Origin of the sequence: Streptomyces sp. MBT53 (genome assembly GCF_016654115.1) — a bacterium.
Lineage (GTDB): Bacteria > Actinomycetota > Actinomycetes > Streptomycetales > Streptomycetaceae > Streptomyces.
On the sequence record NZ_JAEQAZ010000123.1, the window covers coordinates 34655 to 57582 of the forward strand.

Here is a 22928-nt window from a genome sequence, read left to right on the forward strand (position 1 = left end):
CCGAATTTCCGTTTCGCATCGCACCGCGGCACGGCTCCGTCATCGGGGCGGCAGCGGGATTCCCCTGTCGAATACTCTCCGGTCTGCGAGCGGTGAGGTCAAGGGAATTCGCCGCGAGGGGGCGCCCTGCCCGGCCGGAAAATGTCCTGTCGACAGGACGGTGATCCCGGCAGGGCGCCTCGGCCACGGCCATTGCCCGGAGCAATCAGTTCACCCGGTGCCGTGCGACGATCTCCGCCATGCCCGCGACGGTCGGGTTCTCGTAGAGTTCCTGTGTCGCGACCCGGACCGCGAACGCCTCGTCGACCAGTGCCAGCAGACGCGTCGCCCTGAGCGAATTTCCGCCGAGGTCGAAGAATGAATCGTCCCTGCCGATTTCCGGGCGGTTGAGGGAGTCGGACCACAGGCGGGCGATTCGGTGCTCCAGTGCGGTGGCGGGTGCCGTGAATCTGCGCCCGGGCCGGTCGGATGCGGCGTCGAGCAGCAGTTGGGCGGTGTCGACTCCGCCTCCGGTCCCCCTCGGGATATGGGGTACGTGAACGACGCGTACCGGCACCGGGCTGTCACGTATGCTCGGCGCCATGGCCGCGCGTACGGTCGCGGGACCGACGCCGTCGGCGGTGTAGGCGACGAGCAGTTCGCTGATCCGCAGTCGCTCGGGAACCAATTCGTCGACGATCGCCGAATTCGCCAGATCCAGGCCGACGATCAAGTAGTGATGGGGCGACTCGATCGCGCCGAGAAACAGCCGCAGCCCGTCGGCCGGTTCGACGGACCGGAATCCGCGGCTGCGGGCCGGTGCGGCCGACTGCGTACGGTTCATTCCGATACCGCTCCACATGCTCCAGGCCAGGCAGTGCACCGCGCGATGGCGTTCGTGGTGCCAGTGGTCGGCGAATCCGACCAGAAAGGCATTGGCGGCGGAATAGGCGCCGAAGGAATGGCCGCCGAATTCTCCGTTGACGGAACCGAAAAGCACGAGCGAGGCGTCCGGACGCGATGCGAGCACATCCGCGACGGCGAGCGTGCCGGCGACCTTGGCACGGTACTGGGCCGCGAAGGTCTCCGCCGACTCGTTGCCGATCGTGTGCCGTTCGAGGTCGGCCCACTGGTCCGTCGGGTCCGCTCCCGCGAGATGCAGTGCGCCGTCGAGCGGACGCCCCCAGCGTGTCTCGGCCGACGCGACCGCCGCTTCCAGGGCGGCGGCGTCGGCGACATCGAGCTGCTGGTACACGACGTCGCCGAGTGCGGCCAGTTCGGCGAGCCGGTCGGCTCTCTCGCCGTCGGCGGGCGACCGGCCCACGAGCAGCAGCCGGACCCCGTGGGCGGCGACGAGGTACGAGGCGATCTCGTGCGCGATGCCGCCGAGCCCGCCGGTGACCAGGTACAGGCCGCCCGTGATCACCGACGGTGCCGCGGTGTTGTCCGCGCGTTCCTCCTCGACGGGGGACAACCGCGGCTGCCGGCGCCGTCCTTGCCGTACGGCGATGATCCCCGCGTGGTCGCGGTCGGCGAGTTCGGTGCGTACCGCCTTCGCCCAGGCGCCGGTGTCGGCGGGCAGGTCGAGCTGGCGGATCACGAGGGAGGTGCTCTCGCTGACGGCGGTCCGCACGAGGGCGGGCAGCGCGCAGGTACCGAGGTCGACGCCGTCCCCGTCGTGCACATGCACGGAGCCCGCGGTGAGGACGAGCACCAGGGGACGGCCGAACTCGCCGTCGGCGAGCGTCCCGACCAGGGCGGTCAGTTCCGCGGTCGCCGCCGTCAGCCGGGGCAGGGGGTCGCCGCCGGGTGCCAGGGGCAGGGCGTGGACGACGGTCGAGAGCGGACCGTGCGCCGCGGTGACGGCCGCGAGCAGCCGGCGCAGGTCCTCGCGGTCGTCGGGCCGGACGCGGAAACGGTCCGGTGCCTCCTCGGTGAAGGCCTCGCCCCGGCGGACGGCGATAAACGGCTCGTCGATGTCCAGGCGCCGCAGGTCGTCCTCCTCGGCGAACACGAGCCGGACCCCGGTGTCCCGCGTCGTCGCGGCGGGTTCGGGGACTTCCGCCCACTGCCGCCGGAAGAGCCAGGTGTCCGTCCGTTCCGGCTCGGGCCGGGCGCCGACCGCCCGTCCGGCGAACGTGCCGGCGCGCAACTCGTCGACCAGCGCGCCCCGTTGGATCTTGCCGCTGCCCGTCTTCGGGAACTCCGCCCCGGTGACCGGTACGAGCAGGTCGGGTGCGATGCCGACCTCGCGTACGAGGGTGGCCCGCACCGCCTCGACGGTCCCGGCCAGCGCGTCGGTGTCCCACGCGAGCGGCACGAAGAAGACCACGAGCCGGTCGGAGCCCTCGCCGGGCTCACGCACCCCGGCGGCGGCCGAGAAGGTGACCTTCACTCCGTCGACCCGCTCGACGACGCTCTCGATCTCGTGTGCCATGTAGTTGATGCCCCGCACGACGATCTGGTCCTTCTTGCGCCCCGCGATCACGACCTCGCCGTCGTGCACGAACGCGAGGTCGCCGGTGCGGAACCAGCCGTCCGCGTCGTACGCGTCCCGGTTGGCGTCCTGGTTGGCGAAGTAGCCGTGCATCATCGTGCGGCCGCGGATGAGCAGCTCGCCCAGCCTGTCCTCGGGCACCACCGAACCGCTGTCGTCCACGACCCGGATCCGCACTCCTGGCAGGGGACTTCCCACCGAGGAGAGCACGACCGCGTCCCGGTCGGACGGGTCGATGTGGCGGATCGCCCCGCTCAGGGACGAGGGGTCGACGGCGACGGTGCCCGCGGTCCGGTCGTCGAGGTGCTGGCGGGCGTAGGTGACTCCGGAGCAGGTCTCGGACATGCCCCACACCGGACGCATCGCGTCGGCGGGCAGCCCGTGCGGCGCCAGCAGTTCCAGAAAGCGGTGGCTCGTCGACGCGACGACCGGTTCGCCGGCGTTGGTGATCTCCCGCAGACAGGACAGGTCCCACGAACGCCGGGTGCGGATCTCCTCGGCGCGTTCGTTGGCCATGGCGAACGCGAAGTTCGGTGCCCAGGTGTTCGTCACGCGGTAGCGGTGGACCCAGTCGAGCCAGAGCAGGGGGTCGCCCAGGGAGTGCTCGGTCCTGGCGTTGACGTGCGTGCAGCGCAGGAACACGTCCCGGACGTTGTACATGGCGACCGTGACGTGGTCGAACGGCATCCAGATGAGGCTGATGTCGTCGCCGGTGAGACCACAGTGCGCGGCGACGGCCAGTGACCTGGCCGCGACGCTCGCGTTGGTGTGCTGCACGCACTTGGGCACACCGGTGCTTCCCGAGGTCAGGAGGTTCAGCACCGGGGATTCGGGCGTGGCCTCGAACCAGGCCGTGTCGCGCGGGTGGACGGCCAGTTCGCCGACGGTCAGGATCCGCACGTCCGGCTCGGCCCAGAGCTCCCGTACCCCGGCGAGCGCGCCCGCGGTGGTGTCGTCGGTGATCAGCACCGGCCGCCCGAGCAGGTTCCAGGCGTTGTGCAGCTTGCGATTGGTCTCGTTCGCCGTTCGGTACGTCGTGGCGACGCCGACCGGTGTCGGGACGAACCCGCCGAGCACACAGGCCCAGAAGGCGGTGAGGTACTCCTTGTTGTCCTCGAACTGGAACAGCGCGGCATCACCGGGGCGCAGACCGGCGGCACGAAGCCCTGCCAGCACGCGCTCGGCCGCGGCCAGCAGCGCGGGATAGGTCTGCAGCACGTCTTCGTGGCCCTTGGTGATGAAGACCGTGCCCTTGTCCGGTGCCAGTTCGGCCGCCGCGCGCAGGGCGCCCTGCAGGGTGACGGGCGCGTCGTCCGGGATGTGCAGGGCACCGCCGTCGAGTTCGGCCGCCGGCCTGTCCACGTCCTCCGTCCGTGCGGGCCCGGCCGCAGCGCCCTTCGCGGGCGGAGCCGGCCTCGCCCCACCGGCCGTCGTGCCCGCGCGCACCGCCTTGCGGACGACGGCGACCGCGTCGTGGACGCCGGGGACCTCCTGGGCAGCGGCGGTGATGTCGTCGAGCAGGTGTTGCCCCACCGTGTCGGAGGCCGTCATACGATTCTCCCGTTCGCCGCGGCTGCCGCCGACTGCCTGGCTATGAGTGAGACCATCTCGGCGCCCGCGTCAAGGAAGTAGAAATGGCCGCCGGGGTAGTAATGGGCATCGAATTCCGCATTCGTGAACCTGCGCCACGCTTCGACCGCGTCTTTGGGCGCCCGCGGATCCGCTTCACCGGCGAGGGCCGTGATCGGGCAGTCCAGCGGTGAATCCGGTGTCGTACGGTGGCGTTCCCACAGGGTGAAATCGGCGCGGAGTACGGACAGCAGGGAGTCCATGACGTACTCGTCCTCGGCTATCTCGGGATCGATGCCGCCGAGTCCGAGCACCTCGGCGTGGAATTCCTCCTCCGGAAGTTCGTGCAGCCGCCGGATTCCCGTCGCGTCCGGGGCCGGTTGAGCGGAGAGGAAGAGCCGCGCGGGACCGGGGCGGCCCTGCGCGCGCAGCGCCTTGGTCACTTCGTACGCGAGGGAGGCTCCGGCGGAGTGCCCGAAGAAGGAGAAGGAGCCGCCGAGGACCGGGCGCAGCGCGTGGGTGAGCACGTTGACGAGCGGTCCGACCTCGGTGAACGGCTCCTCGGCGATGCGGTTCTGACGACCGGGCAGCTGCACCGCGACCAGTTCCATGTCCGGCGGCAGCAGCCGTACCCAGTCGGCGTAGGCGGTCGCGCCCGCGCCGGCGTGCGGGAAGCAGATCAGCCGGTGGCTGCTCTCCGGTTGCCTGGCGCGCCAGATGTACGGGGTCTCGGCGACCAGTTCCCTGCTCTGCACGGTCATGAGCGCACATCTCGTCGTGATCGGGTGTGCGGTTCTTTTCGCTGGCTGGGTGTGAGCATTCCGGGTTACTTCCTACTCGTCTTGCGCAGTCTGGGACCGCTCGCTGTGGCGATGTCGTCCCATTGCGCGTCCAGTTCGGCGATGGTCGTGTACTGGAATACGGACCGGATCGACACCTCGACCCCGAGCTCGTTGCGGATGCGGCCGATCAGCCTGGTCGCGAGCAGTGAATTCCCGCCCAGTGCGAAGAAGTCGTCGTCGATTCCGACCTCCTCCCGGCCGAGCACGTCGGAGAACAACCGGGACAGGAGCACCTCGCGCTCGCCGCGTGCCGTCCGGTGTTGTTCGCCCGCGACCGCGGGCAGGCGCCTTCGGTCCAGCCGTCCGTTCGCCGTCATGGGCAGCCGGTCCACTTCCACCAGGGCCGTGGGGACCAGCCGGTCCGGCAGGTGCCGTGCGACGAACGCCCGCAACTCGTCGGCGACGACCGCTGCCTGCCCGTCGGCGACGACGTAGCCGACGAGTCCCGGCCCGTCGGTGACGACCGCCGCCCGCGCCACGCCCGGGTGGGCCAGCAGAACGGATTCCACCGCGCGCCGACCGGTCCGTACCTCCGGAGAGCCGACCGCCGGCGTGCCCGGGGCACCTTGTGGGCCGAGTACGCCGGTCCGGTACATCCGCGATCCCGCCGTGCCGTACGGATCGGCGACGAACCGCTGGGCGGTGAGCCCGGGGCGTCCGGGATGGCCGCGGCCGACGTCCCCGGTGATGTACAGCTCCCCCACCGCTTCCGCCGCGGCCGGCGCGAGGGAGGGGCTCAGCACGTGGATCCGATCGCTGTCCGGCGCGTCGCCGTGCGCCGACGGCGCCTCCTTGCGCACCTCGACCGTTCGGCCCGCGCAGAGCGCGAGCAGCAGGTCCGTGGCGCGCGTTCCGGGACCGACGGCCAACGTCTCGCCCGGGAAGAACGTCTCGAAGCGCGGTACTCGGGCGGCCATACCGCCGCGCGTGACCGCCGTACCGCACGGCTGCGCGGATTCGTCCGGTACGTAGTCGACGTACGCCAGGTGCCCGGGCAGCGCCGGACCGGTCGGGCCGCCGTCGGCCGCGCCGGAGTCCCCGGCGGGCGCCTCGACCCGGATCCGGGGCACGCCCCACGACGGGCCGGCCGCCTCCTGGTCGACGACGACCGCTCGCGGGCCGGCGTCGCGTACGACGGCATCCGACCACTGCGGCGGGTCCTCGGGGTCGATCGGCAGGAAACAGGCGCCGGCCTTCAACACGCCGAGCAGCGCCACCACTTGGTCCACCGGGTCGGAGCAGCGGACCGCCACCACGGAGTCCGGTCCGAGGCCGAGCCCGAGGCACGCGCCCGCGAGGCGGTCCGCCCTGGCGTTCAGCTCCCGGAAGGTGACGGGGACCTCGTCGACGACGAGCGCCGGGGCGTCGGGCATCGCGGCCGCCCGCCGTACGAACAGCTCGGGTACCGACACCTCGGGCGTACCCGGCTCGGGGCGCGAGGTGTTGCGTTCGTCCGGCGTGCTGATGTCGACCGCGCCGACCCGGCCCGCGGGGTCGGCGAGAAACGCCCGCAGCACGCGGAGGAACCTGTCCGCGATACGGCCCGCGGCGTCCCGCTCGAACGCGCTGTGCCTGTACTGCAGGCGCAGTCGCAGATGCGGGTCCTGCTCCGCCATCACGACGAGCGGATAGTGCGACCCCCCGATGGAACGGAACGAGGGGACACCGAGGCCGGCCGCCGAACTCGCCTCGGCGATCGAGGTGTTGTCGAACGGATAGGACTGGAAGGCGACAAGGGTGTCGAAGAGCACGCCGAGCCCGGTCGCCTCGTGCAGGTCTGCCAGACCGCAGTCGTGGTGGTCCAGGAGGGCGGCCTGCGCGGACTGTACGTCGGCCGCGACCCGGGCGAGCGTCTTCCACGGCGCACAACTCACGTGCACGGGAAGTGTGTTGATGAAGAGGCCGACGTTCGAGTCAACCCCTGCCAAGGTGGGCGGACGGCCGGACACCGTCGCCCCGAACACGACGTCCGAGCCGCCGGTGAGCTCGGCGAGCAGAACCGCCCACGCCGCCTGCACGACGCTGTTGAGCGTAGTGCCCAGGTCGGCGGCACGGCGGGCGAGCATCTGCGCCTCGGCCGCCGTCAGGTCGACATCCAGTTCGCCGAAACCCGCGGCGCCCGTGGCGAGGTCGGCCGGTGCGAGCAGCGTCGGCCCGGTGACCCCTTCGAGTGCTCTCGCGTAGGCCCGTACCGACTGCTCCTGGTCCCGGCCGGCGAGCCAGGCGAGGAAGTCCTTGAAGGAGGGCGGGTCCGCCGGTGCGGAGCCGTCGGAGGCGTACAGACACAGCAGGTCATGGAGGAGGATCGGTTCCGACCAACCGTCGAAGAGGACGTGGTGGGCGGTGAGGACGAGTTCCGTGCGTTCCGCGCCGATACGGACGAGGGTCGTCCGCAGCAGCGGGGGCGCGGCCGTGTCGAACGGCACGCTCCGTTCCTCGGCCAGGAACTCCTCGTACGCCTCGGCCGCCACCCGGACCTCCCGCCACGGCAGCGTGACGCCCTCGACGACCAACTGCACGAAGTCCCCGGCGCTGTCGGGTACGTACGCGGTGCGCAGGCTCGCGTACCGGTCGAGCAGGGCCTGTGCGGCGGCCCGCATCCGCGAGGCGTCGACCGCTCCCTCGAAGCCGAACACCAGCTGCACCTGGTACGTGTCCGCGTCCGCGCCCGCCAGCATCGAGTGGTGCAACAGGCCCGACTGCAGTGCGGTCAGCGGCCATACGTCGACCAGCGCCGGATACACCTTCTCCCACGCCTCGATCTCACGCTGCCCCACGGAGACCAGCGGCACGTCGGAGGGCGTCAGCCCGCCCGCGCCCGGCTCGGCGGCGTACCGGGCCAGCCCGCGCAGCGCGGCACACCACAGATCGGCGAGTTCCCGTACCTCGGCGGGAGACAGCACGCCCGTCGGGGCACCGAACACCGCGCCGAGCCGGGGTCCCGCCGCGGTGTCGGTCACGGTCGCGTTGATGTCGACCTCGGAGAGAGCGGGCATGGCCGCGTCGTGGCCCGCGTCGAGCTCGGCCAGTTCGGTGAACTCGGCCAGCTCCGCGGTCCCCGTCCAGCCGAGCCCGCGCAGTTCCTCGGGCATGTCCGCGGCGGAGAACCGTCCCAGGTAGTTGAACCCGATCTGTCCCATCGGGTACGCCCGGAGCACCTCGGCCGTCTCCCGGTTCAGGTATCTCAGCAACCCGTACCCGATGCCTCTGCCGGGAACGGCCAGCAGCTGTTCCTTCACCGCCTTGAGCGCGGCTCCCGCGGCCGGACCTCCCGCGAACGCCTCGTCGAGGTCGATGCCGGCCAGGTCCAGACGCACCGGGAACACGCTGGTGAACCAGCCCACGGTGCGGGACAGGTCCGCGCCCGGCACCGCGTCCTCCTCCCGGCCGTGTCCTTCCAAGGTGAGCAGCGTCGAAGGCTCGTCGACTCCCCTGGTGCGGCGCCACTGCCCGACCGCCAGCGCGAGACCGGTCAGCAGACCGTCGTTGACCCCGCCGTGGAACACCGTCGGCACCGCGGTCAGCAGCGCTTCGGTCACCGGCACCGGCAGCAGCACCCGTACCTTCTCCACCGTGGAGCGCACATCCACCGCGGGGTCCAGCCGCCGTGACCCCAGGAGCGGGTCCGGGCCGTCGACGGTCGACCTCCACAGCGGAAGTTCCGCCACCCGCGCGGCGCCCGCCGCGTCGTCCACCAGGGCGTGCGCCCAGCGCCGCGCCGAGGTCAGGGTCCCGGCCGGCTCCGGTGCCTCACCCGCCCGGATCCGTTTCCAGGCCGCGGCGAAGTCGGGCATCAGGATCCGCCACGACACTCCGTCGATCACCAGGTGATGGAGAACCACCAGCAGCCGGCCGGGGCCGGACGGCGGCTCGAACCGTACGAACTGCGCCACCACACCCGCTGCGGGGTCCAACCGCCCTGCGGCCTCGTCGAGTTCGCCCACCAGCAGGTGCCGCCAGGGCTCCCCGGACCACTGCCCGTCACACGTGACGTCGCGGATCAGCCGGTCCGCGTCCACCGAGCCCGGCGGGTCGACCAGCAGCCCGTCGGGTATCAGCCGGGCGCGCAGCAGATCGTGCCGGTCGAGCACCGCGGTCACCGTCGCGGCCAGCCCGCCCCGGTCGATGCCCGCGGGCAGTTCGAGGACCATCGCCTGCGACAGCCGGTCGAACCCCGGCCCGAGTTCCTCGATCCACTTCGCCACCGGCATCAGCGGCATCGGCCCCACGCCTCCGCCGTCGAGTTCGGCCAGCACCGGGCTCCCGCCGTCCCGCGCGTTCGCGGCCGCGGCTTCGGCGAGACCGGTCACGGTCCGGTGCCGGAAGATCTCCCCCGCGCTGACCGACACGCCGTGTGCCCGGGCCCGCGTCACCACCTGGATCGACCGGATGCTGTCGCCGCCGATGGTGAAGAAGTCGTCGTCGATCCCGACCCGGTCGAGGCCCAGCACCTCGGCGAAGATCCCCGCCAGGGTCTCTTCACCGGCGCTGCGGGGTGCCCGGTAGGTCATGGCGGTGAACTCCGGCGCGGGCAGTGCCGTCCGGTCCAGCTTCCCGTTCGGCGTCAGCGGCAGCTGCTCCAGCACCACCAGGGCCGCGGGCATCATGAACTCCGGCAGGCGCTCGGCCACGAACGCCCGTAACTCCCCCACCAGGGAGGCGGAGTCGAGGGCGGCCCCGCCGTCTCCCGCACCGGCCGGGACCACATAGCCCACCAGCTGTTTGCCCGCGCCCGCGCCACGGTCCTCACGGGCTGTCACCACCGCCTGCGCCACGTCCGGATGCGCCAGCAGAACCGATTCGATCTCGCCGGGCTCGATCCGGAAACCGCGCACCTTCACCTGCGCGTCGGCGCGTCCCTGGAAGACCAGCTCGCCGTCCGGGGTCGTCAGTACGACGTCGCCGGTGCGGTACATCCGCTCGCCGGCCGTCCCGTACGGACACGCGACGAATCGCTCCGCGGTCAGCGCCGACCGGTTCAGATAACCCCGCGCCACTCCCGCGCCGGCCACATACAGCTCACCGGCCGCGCCCGGCGGCACCCGCCGCAGCGACCCGTCGAGGACATAGGTGCGGGTGTGGTCCATGGGGCGCCCGATCGGGACGTCCCCTCCGACCGGGCGGGCGGGGTCCATCGGACGGCACACGGCGAACACGGTCGTCTCGGTCGGCCCGTAGACATGCACGAAGGTCGTACGGGGGCAGGCGTCCACCGCTTGCCGGAAGGCCGCAGGCGAGACGCGCTCGCCGCCGGTCCACACTTCGCGGAGCCCGGCCAGGCACCGCACGTCCTCGTCGACCAGGAGATTGAACAGCGCGGTGGTCAGGAAGACCGCGGTGATGCCGTGGTCGGCGACCAGCCTCGACAGCCCGCCGGGCGTCAGGTCCCCGGCCGGGTCCACGACGACCCGGCCGCCGTTCAGCAGCGGCACCCAGATCTCGTAGACCGAGGCGTCGAAGGCCAACGGCGAGTGCAGCAGCACCCGTTCATGAGCGCCGCCGCACCATCGCCGGTCGGCCGCCAGGGCCACCACGTCCCGGTGGGTCACCCCGATTCCCTTGGGAGTCCCGGTCGATCCGGACGTGTAGATCACATACGCGAGCTGGTCGGCGTGCACCGCGGGACCGCCGTACGGCGGGCGACCGCCCGGTGCCGGGTCCGCCGGCGCCAGATCCTCCAGCGTCAGGCGGGGGCAGGAGTCGGGCAGGTCGACGGCCGTACCCGCCGTGGTCAGGAGCAGCACCGGCCGGGCGTCACCCCACATGAACCCGACGCGCTCGGCCGGGTAGTCGGGATCCGTCGGCAGGTACGCGGCGCCCGCCTTCAGCACGCCCAGCAGTGCCACCAGCAACTCCGGCGACCGCGGGAACGCGACCGCCACGACCGACTCGGGGCCCACTCCGCGCCGGAGCAGCTCCCGCGCCACCCCGCTCGCCCCGGCGTCCAGTTCCCCATAGGTCATCGAGGCGTCGCCGGACACCACCGCGACCGCGTCCGGTGTCATCGCGGCCTGGCGCTCGAACAGTTCGGGAATCCCCGCGTCGGGGAGCTGCACGACCGTATCGCCGACCGCCGGCAGCGATCGGTACTTCTCCATCGGATCGTGCACAACCATCACCCCACGCGAACAGTGGATTCGGAGAATAAGTTCACATCGCAATACCGCGGACCACATCAATTCCGGGGCACGCAGAACCGACCAGAAGTTCCTGAGTATGAATTCATAAGGACCGTCGGCCCGCCTCCAGGACTTCCCACACCTTCATACGCGGGTGCTCCTCGGGTCAAGCACTCGCGATGCGGTCAACTCCCGGTCCGCAGTGCGTCGATGTCCCGTCGACAGGACACAGAGATGCCTTTACGGTGTGCCAGGCAGGGCCACGGCCCGCTCGCGACTCCGTCCCTTTCCCCTGCCCCGCATCCGGTAGTGAGTAGCTGGAGAAAGAACGAGGAAGCCATGCCGTCAAAGCCATTTCCACTGGTCTGCTTGCCTTTTGCCGGGAGCGGAGCGGGTTTCTACCGCGCCTGGAAGGAAGTGCCGCCCACAGGCGTCACGGTGCTTCCGGTGCAACTGCCGGGACGCGAGGAACTGTTCCTGGAAGAGCCTTTCACCGACGCGACGGAAGCCGCCGAGCGACTCGCACCGCAGATCGCCGAACTCACCGCGGAATTCCCGGACTTCGGGCTCTTCGGCCACAGTCTGGGCGCCGTGCTCTGCTACGAGATCGCATGGGAACTCCAGCGGCTCGGTCACCCGGGTCTCGCGCATCTCTACGTCAGCGGATCACCCGGACCGCGGAGCGGACGCGACTCCAGGGCGACGGGTCTGAACGACGACGAATTCGTCGAACGCGTACAGGAGTTCGCCGGATATCGGCACGCGGCGTTTGACAACCCGGATCTGCGGGAACTGCTGCTGCCCGTGCTCCGCGCGGATGTGGCCATGCACGAGAACTACAAGCCGTCCACGAACGAGCCCCTGGCCGTTCCCGTCACCTCACTGCGCGGCAGTGACGACGCCCTGGTCTCCGGCGAGCACGCACGACAGTGGCGCGAGATCACGAAGGCCGAATTCACCTACGTCGAACTGCCGGGCGGGCACATGTACGTGTCCGAATCGGCCGAAGCGCTGCTGCGCGTCGTCTCCGGAAGCTGAACGGGGCTGGAAGCCATGGGCATGTCCCTGGAAGGCAAGACCGTCGTGATCACAGGAGCGGCCCGCGGTCTCGGCCGGGAGTGCGCCGTCCGGTTCGCGGACGAAGGCGCCGACCTGGCGCTCCTGGACATCGCGGGCGATCTCGACGGTATCGGGTATCCGCTCGGCAGCCGGAGCCAGTTGGACCACACGGCGGAACTGTGTGAGCAGCGCGGCAGCGCCGTCGCCGTGGCCGCGGTCGACGTACGCGACGAGGCACAGGTCGAGGCCGCGGTGCGCGAAGCGCTGGCCCGGTTCCACACCATCGACGTGCTCGTCAACAACGCCGGCATCGCGGCGCCCTCGGGTGTGGTGCTCCACGAGATCAGCGAGCCCGACTGGTCGCTCATGCTGGACGTCGACCTCTCCGGCGCCTGGAGAATGATCAAGGCCGTGGCACCGGCGATGGTCGGGCAGAAGTCCGGCAGCATCATCAATGTGTCGTCCACGGCCGGTCTGGTCGGCTACCGCAACTTCAGCGGATACGTCACCGCCAAGCACGGCCTCATCGGTCTGACGAAGGCCGCGGCCCTGGACTACGCACCGCACCGGGTCCGGGTCAACGCGCTGTGCCCCGGCTCGGTGCGGGACAACCCACTGGTCGAGGGCCGCATGCTGGCGGAGATCGCGCGTGCGCTCGATGTCCCGGCCGGGGAGTACGAGGACATCTTCCTCCGGGACCAGCCGATGAACGCGCTCGTCGAGTCCTCCGACATCGCGGGCGCCGCGACCTGGCTGGCCGGTGACGACTCCCGGCAGGTCACCGGCAGTGTGATCACCGTCGACGGAGGGTTCACCAGCAGGTGAGCCCGGGAACGCAGGGGCCTGAGACCGCTCCGACACCGGCAGGAGACCGGACCATGGCGACACGTACCGAGAACGCGGCTGCCGAGATCGATCCCCGCACCGCGCCGGCAACCGACCGAGGACACCCTGTGCTGCCGTCCCGGCAACGCCTGCCGGACCGAGGACGCGACTGCCACGCCCTGATCGTGCCGCTGCCGGCTCCGGTCGACCCGGCGGCCGTTCGCCGACGGCTGGACGAAGCGGGTCGACGGTGTGCCGGTCTGCGGACGTCGAGGCTCTGGGAGACCGCCGTACCGACGCCGCGGAACACCCCGGCAGCCCGCAGACGGCTGCGTACGGAGGCGCTCCGGCCGGTCCGCGACGACTCGTTCCCCCTGCGGGCCGTCCTGGTGCGGTACAGCGACGGCACCGCGCATCTCGTACTCGTCGCCGACCGTCGACGGGTCGCACGCACCGTCCTCGCCCGGCTGGCCGCCACAGCGCTGTCCGGCACCGACCACGGCGAGGACGACGCGCCCCTCCCGGTCACCGGGGCGACGGCAGCGCCCGCCGTGCCGTGGGCGCCGGTCGACTGGGGGCTCGGGGACCCGGACCGCCGTGCCGTCGTCAGCGGCCGCCCGCTCGTCCTGCCGCCTGCCGCGGTGAGCGGGAAGCTGCTGCTGGGTGCCGTCGCGCTGGCCACGGCCAGGTACCAGGGGGAGGGAACCGTCGAGGTCGGGTACCTCGACCCCGGGTCCGGCGGCCAGGACGTCAGGGTTCTGCGCGTCGGGGAGATCGACGAAGAGCAGGGACCCGCCCGCCTTCTCGCACAACTGGATCACACCTCGCCCGCCGCCGCGGGGCCGGAACTGCCCGCGGTGGGCCTCGTCGTGTCCGACGCGGACGACCACACGTACCTGCCCGCGCTGGCGCCGCTCTTCCCTCTCACCCTGCACTGCGCGCAACGGGCCGACGGCAGGGTCGAGGCGTCGGCCTGGTTCGACGAGGGCACGATCTCGCCGCACGTGGCCGAGTCGTTCTGCGCGTCCGTCGAGCGGCTGGCGGCCCGGCTCGCGACGGAACCGGGCGAATCCGCCCTGTCGGCCCTGCCGCTCATGAGCCCGGAGACCACGGCGGAGGTGCTGCGCCTGGGCGGTGCCGGCCGCCGGCTCGGTGCGACCGGACGGATCGACCGGCGGTTCGAGGACGTGGCCCGCCGCTTCCCGGACGCGGTGGCCCTCGTGGACGAGGGCGGAGAGCTGACCTATCGTCAGCTCGACGAGCGGGCCGACGCGGTCGCGGCAGGACTGCGCGGCCTCGGCATCGCCCCCGCGACCAGGGTGGGCGTCTGCCTGGACCGCGGTGCCACCCTCGTCGTCGCCCTCCTGGGCATCCTGAAGGCGGGCTGCGCCTACGTGCCGATGGACTTCGGATACCCGGCGGACCGGCTGACGTACATCGTCGACGACGCACAACTCGCCCTTGTCATCGGCGATTCCGCACACTTCCCCGAGATTCCGGATGTACGGGTCGTCGGCCCCGACGAGCTGGGCGAGGCCCGCGACCCCGCCCACGCCACGGCCGCCGGACGGCACGGAAGCCCCGCCGACGCCGCCTACGTGATCTACACCTCGGGATCCACCGGCCGGCCCAAGGGCGTGGTCGTCCCCCATCGCAATGTGACCGCGCTGCTGGAGGCCACCGCCGCGGACTTCGCACTCGGCCCCGACGACGTGTGGACCCTCTTCCATTCGAGCGCCTTCGATTTCTCGGTGTGGGAGATCTGGGGCTGTCTGCTCACGGGCGGCCGGCTCGTCGTCGTCTCCTACTGGACGGCACGGGACACCGACGAGTTCCATCGGCTGCTGGCCGAACAGCGGGTCACCGTGCTCAACCAGACCCCGTCCGCATTCGCCCAGCTCGTCCGCGCGGACCGGTCCGCGAAGGACGAACTGTCGGTGCGGCTGCTGGTGTTCGGCGGCGAGCCGCTCGACGTACAGGTGCTCGCCCCGTGGTTCGCACGGCACTCCCCCTCCTGGTGCCGCGTCGTGAACATGTTCGGCATCACGGAGACCACCGTCCATGTCACCGCGAAGACGGTCACGCCGGCCGATCTCGTCGCCGGGTCCCGGTCGGTCGGCCGCGCACTCCCGGGCTGGTCCCTGTCCGTACGGGACACCAGGGGCCGCGTCCTTCCTCCGGGTGCGGCCGGGGAGATCCACGTCGGCGGTGCCGGTGTGGCGGACGGCTATCTGGGCCGGCCGGAGCTGACCGCGCAGCGGTTCGTCGTCGACGAAGCCACCGGTGAACGCCTCTACCGCAGCGGGGACAAGGGACGACTGCGACCCGACGGCCTGCTCGACCACCTCGGCAGGCTCGACAACCAGGTCAAGATCCGCGGACACCGCATCGAACTGGACGAGATCCGGTCCGTCCTGGCCGGCGACCCGGCCGTGAGCGCCGCCGCCGTCGTCGTCGGCCAGGACTCCCCCCACGACTCCGCGAGCAGGCGGATCGACGCCTACGTCGTGCTCGACAGGAACCGCGCGCGGAACACCGACATCCGGCAGATCCTCGACAACGCCCGCCGCATCCTGCCCGACTACATGGTTCCGTCGACGCTCACCGAGATCCCCGCCGTTCCGCTCACCGCAAACGGCAAGCCGGACGTGACACGTCTCCCGCCACCCGCTCGGGCAGCAACGGCCGACCACCGGCCCCACGTCGAGGAACGGACACTGGTACCGGACGCGACACCGCCCGACGACGGCCTCGGCCGGGAGATTCTGGAGATCTGGGAAAAGATCCTGAAGACCGCGGTGGCCAGGAGCGACAACTTCTTCGAACTCGGCGGCAATTCCCTGCTCGTGGTGCATGTCCTCACCACGATGCGCGAGCGAGGACTGCCCCGGGTCACGCTCCGCGACTTCTACGCCAACTCGACCGCCGACCAGTTCATCGGACTCGTCGAAGGCGCACGCGGCAGCGTCATGCCGTAAGGGGACGGAACACCGCTCGCAGCAGTGACCGCGGGACCCGGCGGTCATGATCGTGGACGGGCTTGCACCTCGCGCCACGTCAGCGTGAGGATGACGCCATGGAACTCATGCGGTATGTCGACAATCTGCGACAGGAACTGTTGACCGCCGCCGAGGCCGGTGATGTGCAGTCACGCGAACTCGCCGAACGCCTCGTCGCGCCACTGTCGTCCGCCGTCCGGCTGGTCCTGCTCGACGCCCTGTCGGCCGCCGCGGACGAGATCACCCGCGAACTGGCGCCGGGCGCTGTCGAGATCCGGCTGCGCGGACTGGACCCCGCTTTCGTCGTCACACCGCCACCGGCCGGATACGGCTCGGCAGGCCCCGAGGACGACTTCGCCCCCTCGCGCCATGGCGCAGCCCCGTCCGCGCCGACCCCGCCAACGCCCGAGTATGGCGCCAAGGAAGGCGCCATGGCTCGTATCAACTTCCGTCCTCCCGAGCACCTGAAGGCCCGGATCGAGGAAGCCGCGGGCCGTGAGGGGCTGTCGGTCAACGCCTGGCTGGTCCGGATGTCCTCCGCCATGCTGAGCCAGGAGGAGCAGACGGGCCGCCGGCCCGAACGGCGCACCCCGCAGGGCGGCCAGAGTCTCAGCGGCTGGGTGCGCTGATTCCGCTGGCCGAATATTTACTCCCTCTGGCCAGAAACCGAGCTGTGCCGCAAGTTCATTTCTCGGGTGCAACAAGCGGAATATAATCTTCCTATAAGGGCAATCGGCGAAACTGGAGTGCCACGCCCTTTGAATTTTCAATTTCGCAGACAGATTCGCTTCGTTCTTGAATCTTCAGCCCGTTCTGGGTTCTACTTGGCATGACCTTTGGAGCGGATCCCTCGGGATCCCCTCGATGCCGACAGGCACATGCGCCGGCAACTTCATGTCTAGGGGGACTTGTGGTCGATGCGTACGGGGCGACTGGATGCAGGACGCATTCTCACAGACGCCGACCTGACTCCCGTAGGGCGGATGCGAGCGGTTCCCCGCATCCGCGGCCCTCGGACAGCAACTGACTGGAAACCGGCACGCCGGATTCGGCGAACGACCGGAACAGCGCCGTCGTTGGACCGTCCGGCGACGATTGCACCGTCGGCTCCTTATCACCGCGCACAAAGGTGATCAAGGCTGCGCCGAATACAGTCGCGCTGTCGGACCCCTATGCATATGGTCCTGCTCGAGAGCGGGCCGATATGTCCCTCCCCCCATGGACGTATACGCACAAGGAGGCATGATGACGAATCAGGCTGCTGAGCTCGAGGAATCCACGGCTGTGTTGTTCCGCAGAAATCCGGACAGCGTGCCACGACGGCGAAGAGCCGGTATCGACGAGCCTTGCGGTCAGGTACTCACGACCAATGTGGGGCTTCGGATTCCTGTCGGCCTGACGTTCGACGACTGGGAACGGGCCGGGCGTCAGCTCTCGGGAATAGTCAGCTCCTCGTCCTGGTGGCTCGGTGACTGGCTGGTCTACGGGAAGGATCACTACACCGACCGGTATCAGCGCGGAATCCGCGCGGCCGGTCTGCAGTACCAAACGCTGCGGAACTACGCATGGGTCTCACGGCGCTTCGAGTTACACCGACGTCGCGTCGCACTCACCTTCCAACACCACGCGGAACTCGCCTCTCTGTCGGTCGACGAACAGGACATGTGGCTCGACCGGGCCGAACAGATGACATGGACGACCAAGCAGCTGCGCAATGCCATCCGAATGGCCCGTGCGGACGAGAGGCAGCACGGACAGCAGATCGAACCCACCCAGCAGCTGGCAGTACCCGGAAATCGCCTTCAGTGGTGGCACAAGGCCGCGGAGCAGTCAGGCACCGACTTCGACCAGTGGGTGCTCGCCACGCTCGACAACGCGGCGGAACAGGCTCTGGAGGAACAGCGAACGGGCTCCGGCGGAACGGACAGAGCCATCACCGTCTGATCCGACGGGTCCCGACAGGGCCTGGGGCCGTCCGCTCCACCGCCCGACGAGCGCAGGACGACATGAGGGCGAGGGCCCGCACTCCGGACGGAGTGCGGGCCCTCGCCGTGGCTCCGACGATCACGGCAGCCGCCTCATGAACGCGGCCGTCTCACGGTGCCGGCCGCACTCCCGCCGGCTGAACTCCCGCTGCACACGGTCGCGGACCTCCGGCTCCTGCTCCTGGCTGAGCTTGAACATGCCCTCGGCCCCCGACACCGTGAGCCGGAACGCCCCGACGGCCGGCACGATCTTGCGGAAGTAGTCGAGCGATTCGGTCATGTCCCAGGCGGCACCGAAATCCGCCTCGAAAGCCCGCACAGTGGACTGGACCACTTCCAGCGTCTCCTCCGTGGAATCGATTTTCTCCACCACACCCCTTACATGCACCGACGTGAAGTTCCAGGTCGGTGCGGCCGGCGTCACCTCGTACACCGTCGGCGAGACATAGGCGTGCGGACCGGTGAACGACAGCAGGGAAATGCCGCCGTCTCCCAGGGCCCGCCAGTGGGGATTGGCTCTGTTCATATGTCCCAGCAATACGGCGCCCGACAGGTCGGCCGACCATTCGCCGGTCCTATCAGGGTCGGGGATGACGGGAAGGTGCGTGGCAAACGGAGCGGCGGAGGCGGCCCCGTTGCTCACCATCAATGCCAGTGGATTGCTGCGAAGCAAATCGACCATCCACGAACCGTCCGGTTCGCTGTACTGACTGGGAACGAACATCCGAAACTTGTCCTTTCGGCAATAAGACACGTCAGGCATGGCTTCAGGCGAGGCACGCTACCAGCTCGTCGAGCGGCAAAGTAAATATCCGGGGATACTGCCGCACCGCTGTCCTGTCGGCGGGACAGCGACCGCTTCCGGGATGGCTGACCGACGCCGTTCCGCGCAATACTGAATTTCCCCGAACGGTAAGTGAATCACCGCATGCCGGGCTGTTCGGCAATTGGGCGAGCGGTGTCCTGTTCACCGTCCGCGCCCCGGCATTTCAGTCGCACACAAGGGGCGCTCCGAGCAACTGTGGCCTTTTCACCGGAGGAGTCGCACCATGAGCGTCACGGCAGCACAGGGGTTCTCGGCGGCGGGCATCGCCGCCGGGATCAAGGCCGCGGACGGCCCGGATCCGGCACCGGTGACGGACGGCGAACCGAGCGGGGCAACAGCCCGTGCCGTCACCTCCGACCGGCCGAAGACGGCACCCTCGACGGGACACGGACATGTGGTCACGGATGGCGCCTCGAGGGCCGACCTGCCCGACTCCGATGGCGCCACCGTGCCGGTCACCCTGCCCACCAACGACACCGCCCCAGCGTTCCCCTCCGGGGCGGCCTCCGCATGACCACGCATCAGAACCACACCTACACCGACATCCTGACCACTGACGGACAGAGCGTCACAGTCATTGTCAAACTGGGCGGAAACGCCATGGCCGACCAGGAGCTGAAGGCGTCGTTCGCCGACGATGTCGTGCGGCTGCGCGACGCCGGGCTCAGCCCGGTGGTCGTGCACGGCGGTGGCCCGCAGATCAGCGCGGAGCTCGAACGGCACGGGCTGACGACAGAGTTCAGGTCAGGTCTGAGAGTCACCACTCCTCGCGCGATGGATGTGGTGCGGATGGTGCTCGCCGGCCGGGTGCAGCGCGAACTGGTCGGGCTGATCAACCGGCACGGTCCGTACGCGGTCGGCATGACGGGCGAGGACGCGGACACCATCACCGCGGTCAAGCATCTGCCGGTGGTCGACGGCGCACCACTGGACATCGGGAGAGTCGGCGAAATCCGCGAAGTGGACACCACAGTCGTCGAGGCGCTGCTCGCCTGCGGCCGCATTCCGGTGGTCTCCCCGGTCGCCCGCAGCGCCGACGACGGCCACGTCTACAACGTGAACGCCGACACGGCGGCGGCCGCACTGGCCGCCGCGCTGGGAGCCCGGGAACTGCTGCTGCTCACCGACGTCCAGGGCCTCTACGCGGACTGGCCGCACAGCGACGAGGTGATCGGCCACCTCACGGCCGGCGAACTCGAGAAGCTGCTGCCGGAGTTGACCCACGGAATGGTGCCGAAGATGACGGCCTGTCTGCACGCCGTCCGCAACGGAGTCGCCCGGGCACGGGTGCTCGACGGACGGGTACGGCACTCGGTTCTCACCGCGATGCTCACCGCCGAGCGGTCCGGCACAACGGTCGTTCCCGACGGGGATCATCGGGGCCACGCCTAGACACCCCTCCGAATGGCGCCGCCGTTGGCGCCACACGATTGACATTGACGCCACCCGCCCGCCGGGCCGCACCTTCCGGACAATCAGCACCGAGGCATGTCCACCGCCCCCGAGTCCGTTCATCACCACAGGCCAGATACGACAACGAGAGCCGCCGCCGGACGCTCGACCACACTGCCGCACACCATGGGGAGCGGGGGTGTTTCGGTCAAGCTGCCCACGCCATCACGAACGACCGATAGATGGCGCCATAAATGTGCCATGATGGCGTCATGGATCTCACGCCGTACGTCGACTACCTCCGACATGAGCTCGTGGCCGTCGCCCACGTCGGCGGCGACGAAACCCGCGCCCTGGCCGACCGGCTCACGGCACCGCTGGAGTCGGCGACCCGGTTGGCCCTGCTCAACGCGCTGTCCGAGGCCATGGGCCAGGTCAGCCGCGATCTGGCACCGGGCTCGGTCGTACTGCAACTCGACGGACTCGCCCCCGAGTTCGTGGTGACACTGCCGACGGCCCGGCCCGTGCGCGGGAGAAACGGCGACAGCACCGCCAAGGCGCCGGGGCACGCAACTCCCGGCGGACACATCCGGCTTCAGTTCGCCGATGTGCGCGGCTTCGAATCGGCCGCCGCCGCTTTCGACCCCATGACGAGCGACGACGCCGCACTCGCCGTGTACATCCCCACCGACGGCGGCATCCCCGCCCTCCGGGCCGTTCTGGACGTCCTGGACGACGCGTCGATCGAGGCCGAGGCCCTCACCGTGCACACCCCCGATCTCGACAACGTCTTCCTCGCCTGCACCGGCCGGTCCCAGCCCGCCGACGGAACCCGCTGACGGGACCCGCCGACGAAGGAAGGCCACGCGTGGCCGCCTCTACGACGCACCGCCGGCCCACGGTTCCGTCCCTCCCCAGGGCCTGTGTCATCACCACGATCCCCGACCCCACCGTTCACCGGCGAATCCGATAGGAGCTTCTTCGCTGTGGCTACCCTCCTCTACAAACTCGGTCGCCTCGCCTTCCGGCGCAGGGCCACGACGGCACTGCTGTGGGTGCTGATCTTCATCGGCGCGATCTACGCCGCGGCCGCGGCACCGCCGCTTCCCGCCGACACGTTCACGATGCCGGGCACCGAGACGCAGAAGGCGTACGACCTGCTCAAGGAGAAGTTCCCGACCCTGAGCGCGGACGGCGCCAAGGCCCGGGTGGTCGTACGCGCGCCCGTCGGCACAAAGCTCTCCGCCCCCGGCGAGAAGCGGAAGGTCGACGCCCTGGTAGCCGACCTGGACCGGGCCCCGGAAGTCGTGAGCGTCGTCGACCCGTTCAAGGGCCGGGCCGTCAGCGAGGACGGCACCACCGGGTTCGTATCCGTCGCCTACGAGGTCGGCGCCACCCGGGTGAGCCAGGAGGCGCACGACGCTCTGACCAAGGCGGTGGTGGACGCCCGCGCCTCCGGTCTCACGGTCGAGATGGGCGGCGACGCCGTTCCGCCGTCCGAGTCGATGGGCTCCGGTGAGGTCATCGGCATCGCCGTCGCCGCCGTCGTGCTGCTCATCACCTTCGGTTCGCTGCTGGCCGCCGGAATGCCGCTGCTCACCGCCGTCATGGGCGTCGGCATCGGTATCTGCGGCATCGTCGCGCTGGGCAGCCGGCTCGGTCTGTCCTCCACGACCTCGACCCTGGCGCTGATGCTCGGCCTCGCGGTCGGCATCGACTACGCGCTGTTCATCCTCTCCCGCTACCGCGCCGAGATCGCCGAGGGCAGGGAACCTCAGGAGGCCGCGGGGCGAGCGGTCGGCACAGCGGGCTCCGCCGTCGTCTTCGCGGGCCTCACGGTCGTGGTCGCGCTCGCGGGTCTCGCCGTCGTCAACATCCCCATGCTCACCAAGATGGGCCTGGCGGGCGCCGGCACGGTGACCGTCGCCGTTCTCATCGCGATCACGCTCGTTCCCGCGCTGCTCGGCTTCGCACCCGTCAGGGTCCTGCGCCGCAGGGACCGCGCACGCCAGTACGGCAAGCCGCTCTCGGCCCGCCGGCAGCGCAAGGCCCAGAAGCGGGCCGCCCGGCAGAAACCGAACCTGGGCACCCGCTGGGCGAGGCTGGTCCTGCGCCACCCCGTCGCCGTTCTGCTGCTCGGTGTGGTGAGTCTCGGCGCCATCGCCGTACCCGCCGCGAGCCTGGAACTCGGACTGCCGTCCGAGGGGACCATGGCGTCCGGAACCACCCAGCGCAAGGCGTACGACATGGTGTCCGCGTCCTTCGGGTCGGGCTACAACGGACCGCTGATGGTCACGGTCGAGGCCAAGAACGTCACGGCCGCCGCCGACAGAGTGGGCAAGCGGCTCGGCAAGGAGAGCGGCGTCGTCTCCGTGAGCCCCGCCGAAAGCAACAAGGCCGGGGACACCGCGATCCTCACCATCATGCCCTCCACCGGACCGACCGACCCGAAGACGGAAGACCTGGTCAAGTCGCTGCGTGACACGGCGAAGGGCATCCAGGCCGACTCCGGCACCCGAGTCCTGGTGGCGGGTCAGACAGCGATGTTCATCGACTTCTCCAAGACTCTCGACGAGGCGCTGTTCCCCTACCTCGGCCTGGTCGTCGGCCTGGCGTTCCTGCTTCTGACCCTGGTCCTCCGGTCGATCCTCGTACCGCTCAAGGCAGCCCTGGGCTTCCTGCTCTCCGTGGGAGCCGCCCTCGGCGCTGTCGTGGCGGTCTTCCAATGGGGCTGGCTGGCCGACGTCTTCGGCGTCGACCAACCGGGGCCGGTGATGAGCACGATGCCGATCTTCATGATCGGCGTGGTCTTCGGTCTCGCCATGGACTACGAGGT

13 protein-coding genes are annotated in these 22928 nt (G+C 70.1%); 9 read left to right on the plus strand and 4 right to left on the minus strand.

Annotated features, from left to right (window positions below):
* Positions 1-205: 205 nt before the first annotated feature.
* The 3 genes from JHN45_RS34445 to JHN45_RS34455 form a co-directional block, all read right to left on the minus strand.
* Positions 206-4027 (minus strand): SDR family NAD(P)-dependent oxidoreductase, encoded by a 3822-nt coding sequence (locus JHN45_RS34445; protein ID WP_201053055.1) that lies wholly within the window; start codon positions 4025-4027, stop codon positions 206-208.
* Positions 4024-4806 (minus strand): thioesterase II family protein, encoded by a 783-nt coding sequence (locus tag JHN45_RS34450; protein ID WP_201053057.1) that lies wholly within the window; start codon positions 4804-4806, stop codon positions 4024-4026. Before JHN45_RS34450 ends, JHN45_RS34445 begins: the two co-directional genes overlap by 4 nt.
* A gap of 65 nt (positions 4807-4871) precedes the next feature.
* The gene (locus JHN45_RS34455) at positions 4872-10985 is read right to left on the minus strand and encodes a non-ribosomal peptide synthetase (protein ID WP_201053059.1); all 6114 of its coding nucleotides are present in this window, start codon (positions 10983-10985) and stop codon (positions 4872-4874) included.
* A 360-nt stretch (positions 10986-11345) separates the two neighbouring features.
* On the opposite strand from JHN45_RS34455, the gene JHN45_RS34460 reads away from it, so the two are divergent.
* From JHN45_RS34460 to JHN45_RS34480, 5 genes are all read left to right on the plus strand, one after another.
* Positions 11346-12044 (plus strand): thioesterase II family protein, encoded by a 699-nt coding sequence (locus JHN45_RS34460; protein WP_201053061.1) that lies wholly within the window; start codon positions 11346-11348, stop codon positions 12042-12044.
* Between the two features lie 21 nt (positions 12045-12065).
* Positions 12066-12890 carry an SDR family oxidoreductase gene (locus JHN45_RS34465; protein WP_201053063.1) on the plus strand — a complete coding sequence of 275 codons (825 nt, stop codon included), beginning with the start codon at positions 12066-12068 and terminating at the stop codon, positions 12888-12890.
* A gap of 53 nt (positions 12891-12943) precedes the next feature.
* A complete protein-coding gene (locus JHN45_RS34470) occupies positions 12944-15868 on the plus strand; it encodes an amino acid adenylation domain-containing protein (RefSeq protein ID WP_201053065.1) in 2925 nt (974 codons plus the stop codon).
* A gap of 98 nt (positions 15869-15966) precedes the next feature.
* Complete coding sequence (locus JHN45_RS34475; protein ID WP_201053067.1) at positions 15967-16518, plus strand: hypothetical protein; 552 nt, start codon at positions 15967-15969, stop codon at positions 16516-16518.
* A gap of 613 nt (positions 16519-17131) precedes the next feature.
* Positions 17132-17833, plus strand: a complete 702-nt coding sequence (locus JHN45_RS34480; RefSeq protein WP_201053074.1) for an LmbU family transcriptional regulator — start codon at positions 17132-17134, stop codon at positions 17831-17833.
* Positions 17834-17953: 120 nt separating this feature from the next.
* Here JHN45_RS34480 and JHN45_RS34485 read toward each other — a convergent pair whose 3' ends face one another.
* Positions 17954-18598 carry an FMN-binding negative transcriptional regulator gene (locus tag JHN45_RS34485; protein WP_201053077.1) on the minus strand — a complete coding sequence of 215 codons (645 nt, stop codon included), beginning with the start codon at positions 18596-18598 and terminating at the stop codon, positions 17954-17956.
* Between the two features lie 325 nt (positions 18599-18923).
* Between JHN45_RS34485 and JHN45_RS34490 the strand changes: the two genes are divergently transcribed.
* The 4 genes from JHN45_RS34490 to JHN45_RS34505 all read left to right on the plus strand — a co-directional run.
* Positions 18924-19214, plus strand: coding sequence for a hypothetical protein (locus JHN45_RS34490; RefSeq protein ID WP_201053079.1), 291 nt, complete (start codon positions 18924-18926; stop codon positions 19212-19214).
* Entirely contained in the window at positions 19211-20092 is an 882-nt protein-coding gene (gene argB, locus JHN45_RS34495) for an acetylglutamate kinase (RefSeq protein ID WP_201053081.1), read from the plus strand. The genes JHN45_RS34490 and argB overlap by 4 nt, the downstream gene beginning before the upstream one ends.
* A 272-nt stretch (positions 20093-20364) precedes the next feature.
* Positions 20365-20931, plus strand: a complete 567-nt coding sequence (locus JHN45_RS53415; protein ID WP_234467496.1) for a hypothetical protein — start codon at positions 20365-20367, stop codon at positions 20929-20931.
* Positions 20932-21078: 147 nt separating this feature from the next.
* Positions 21079-22928: MMPL family transporter (locus JHN45_RS34505; protein WP_201053083.1), on the plus strand; the 1850-nt coding region annotated here is incomplete at its 3' end.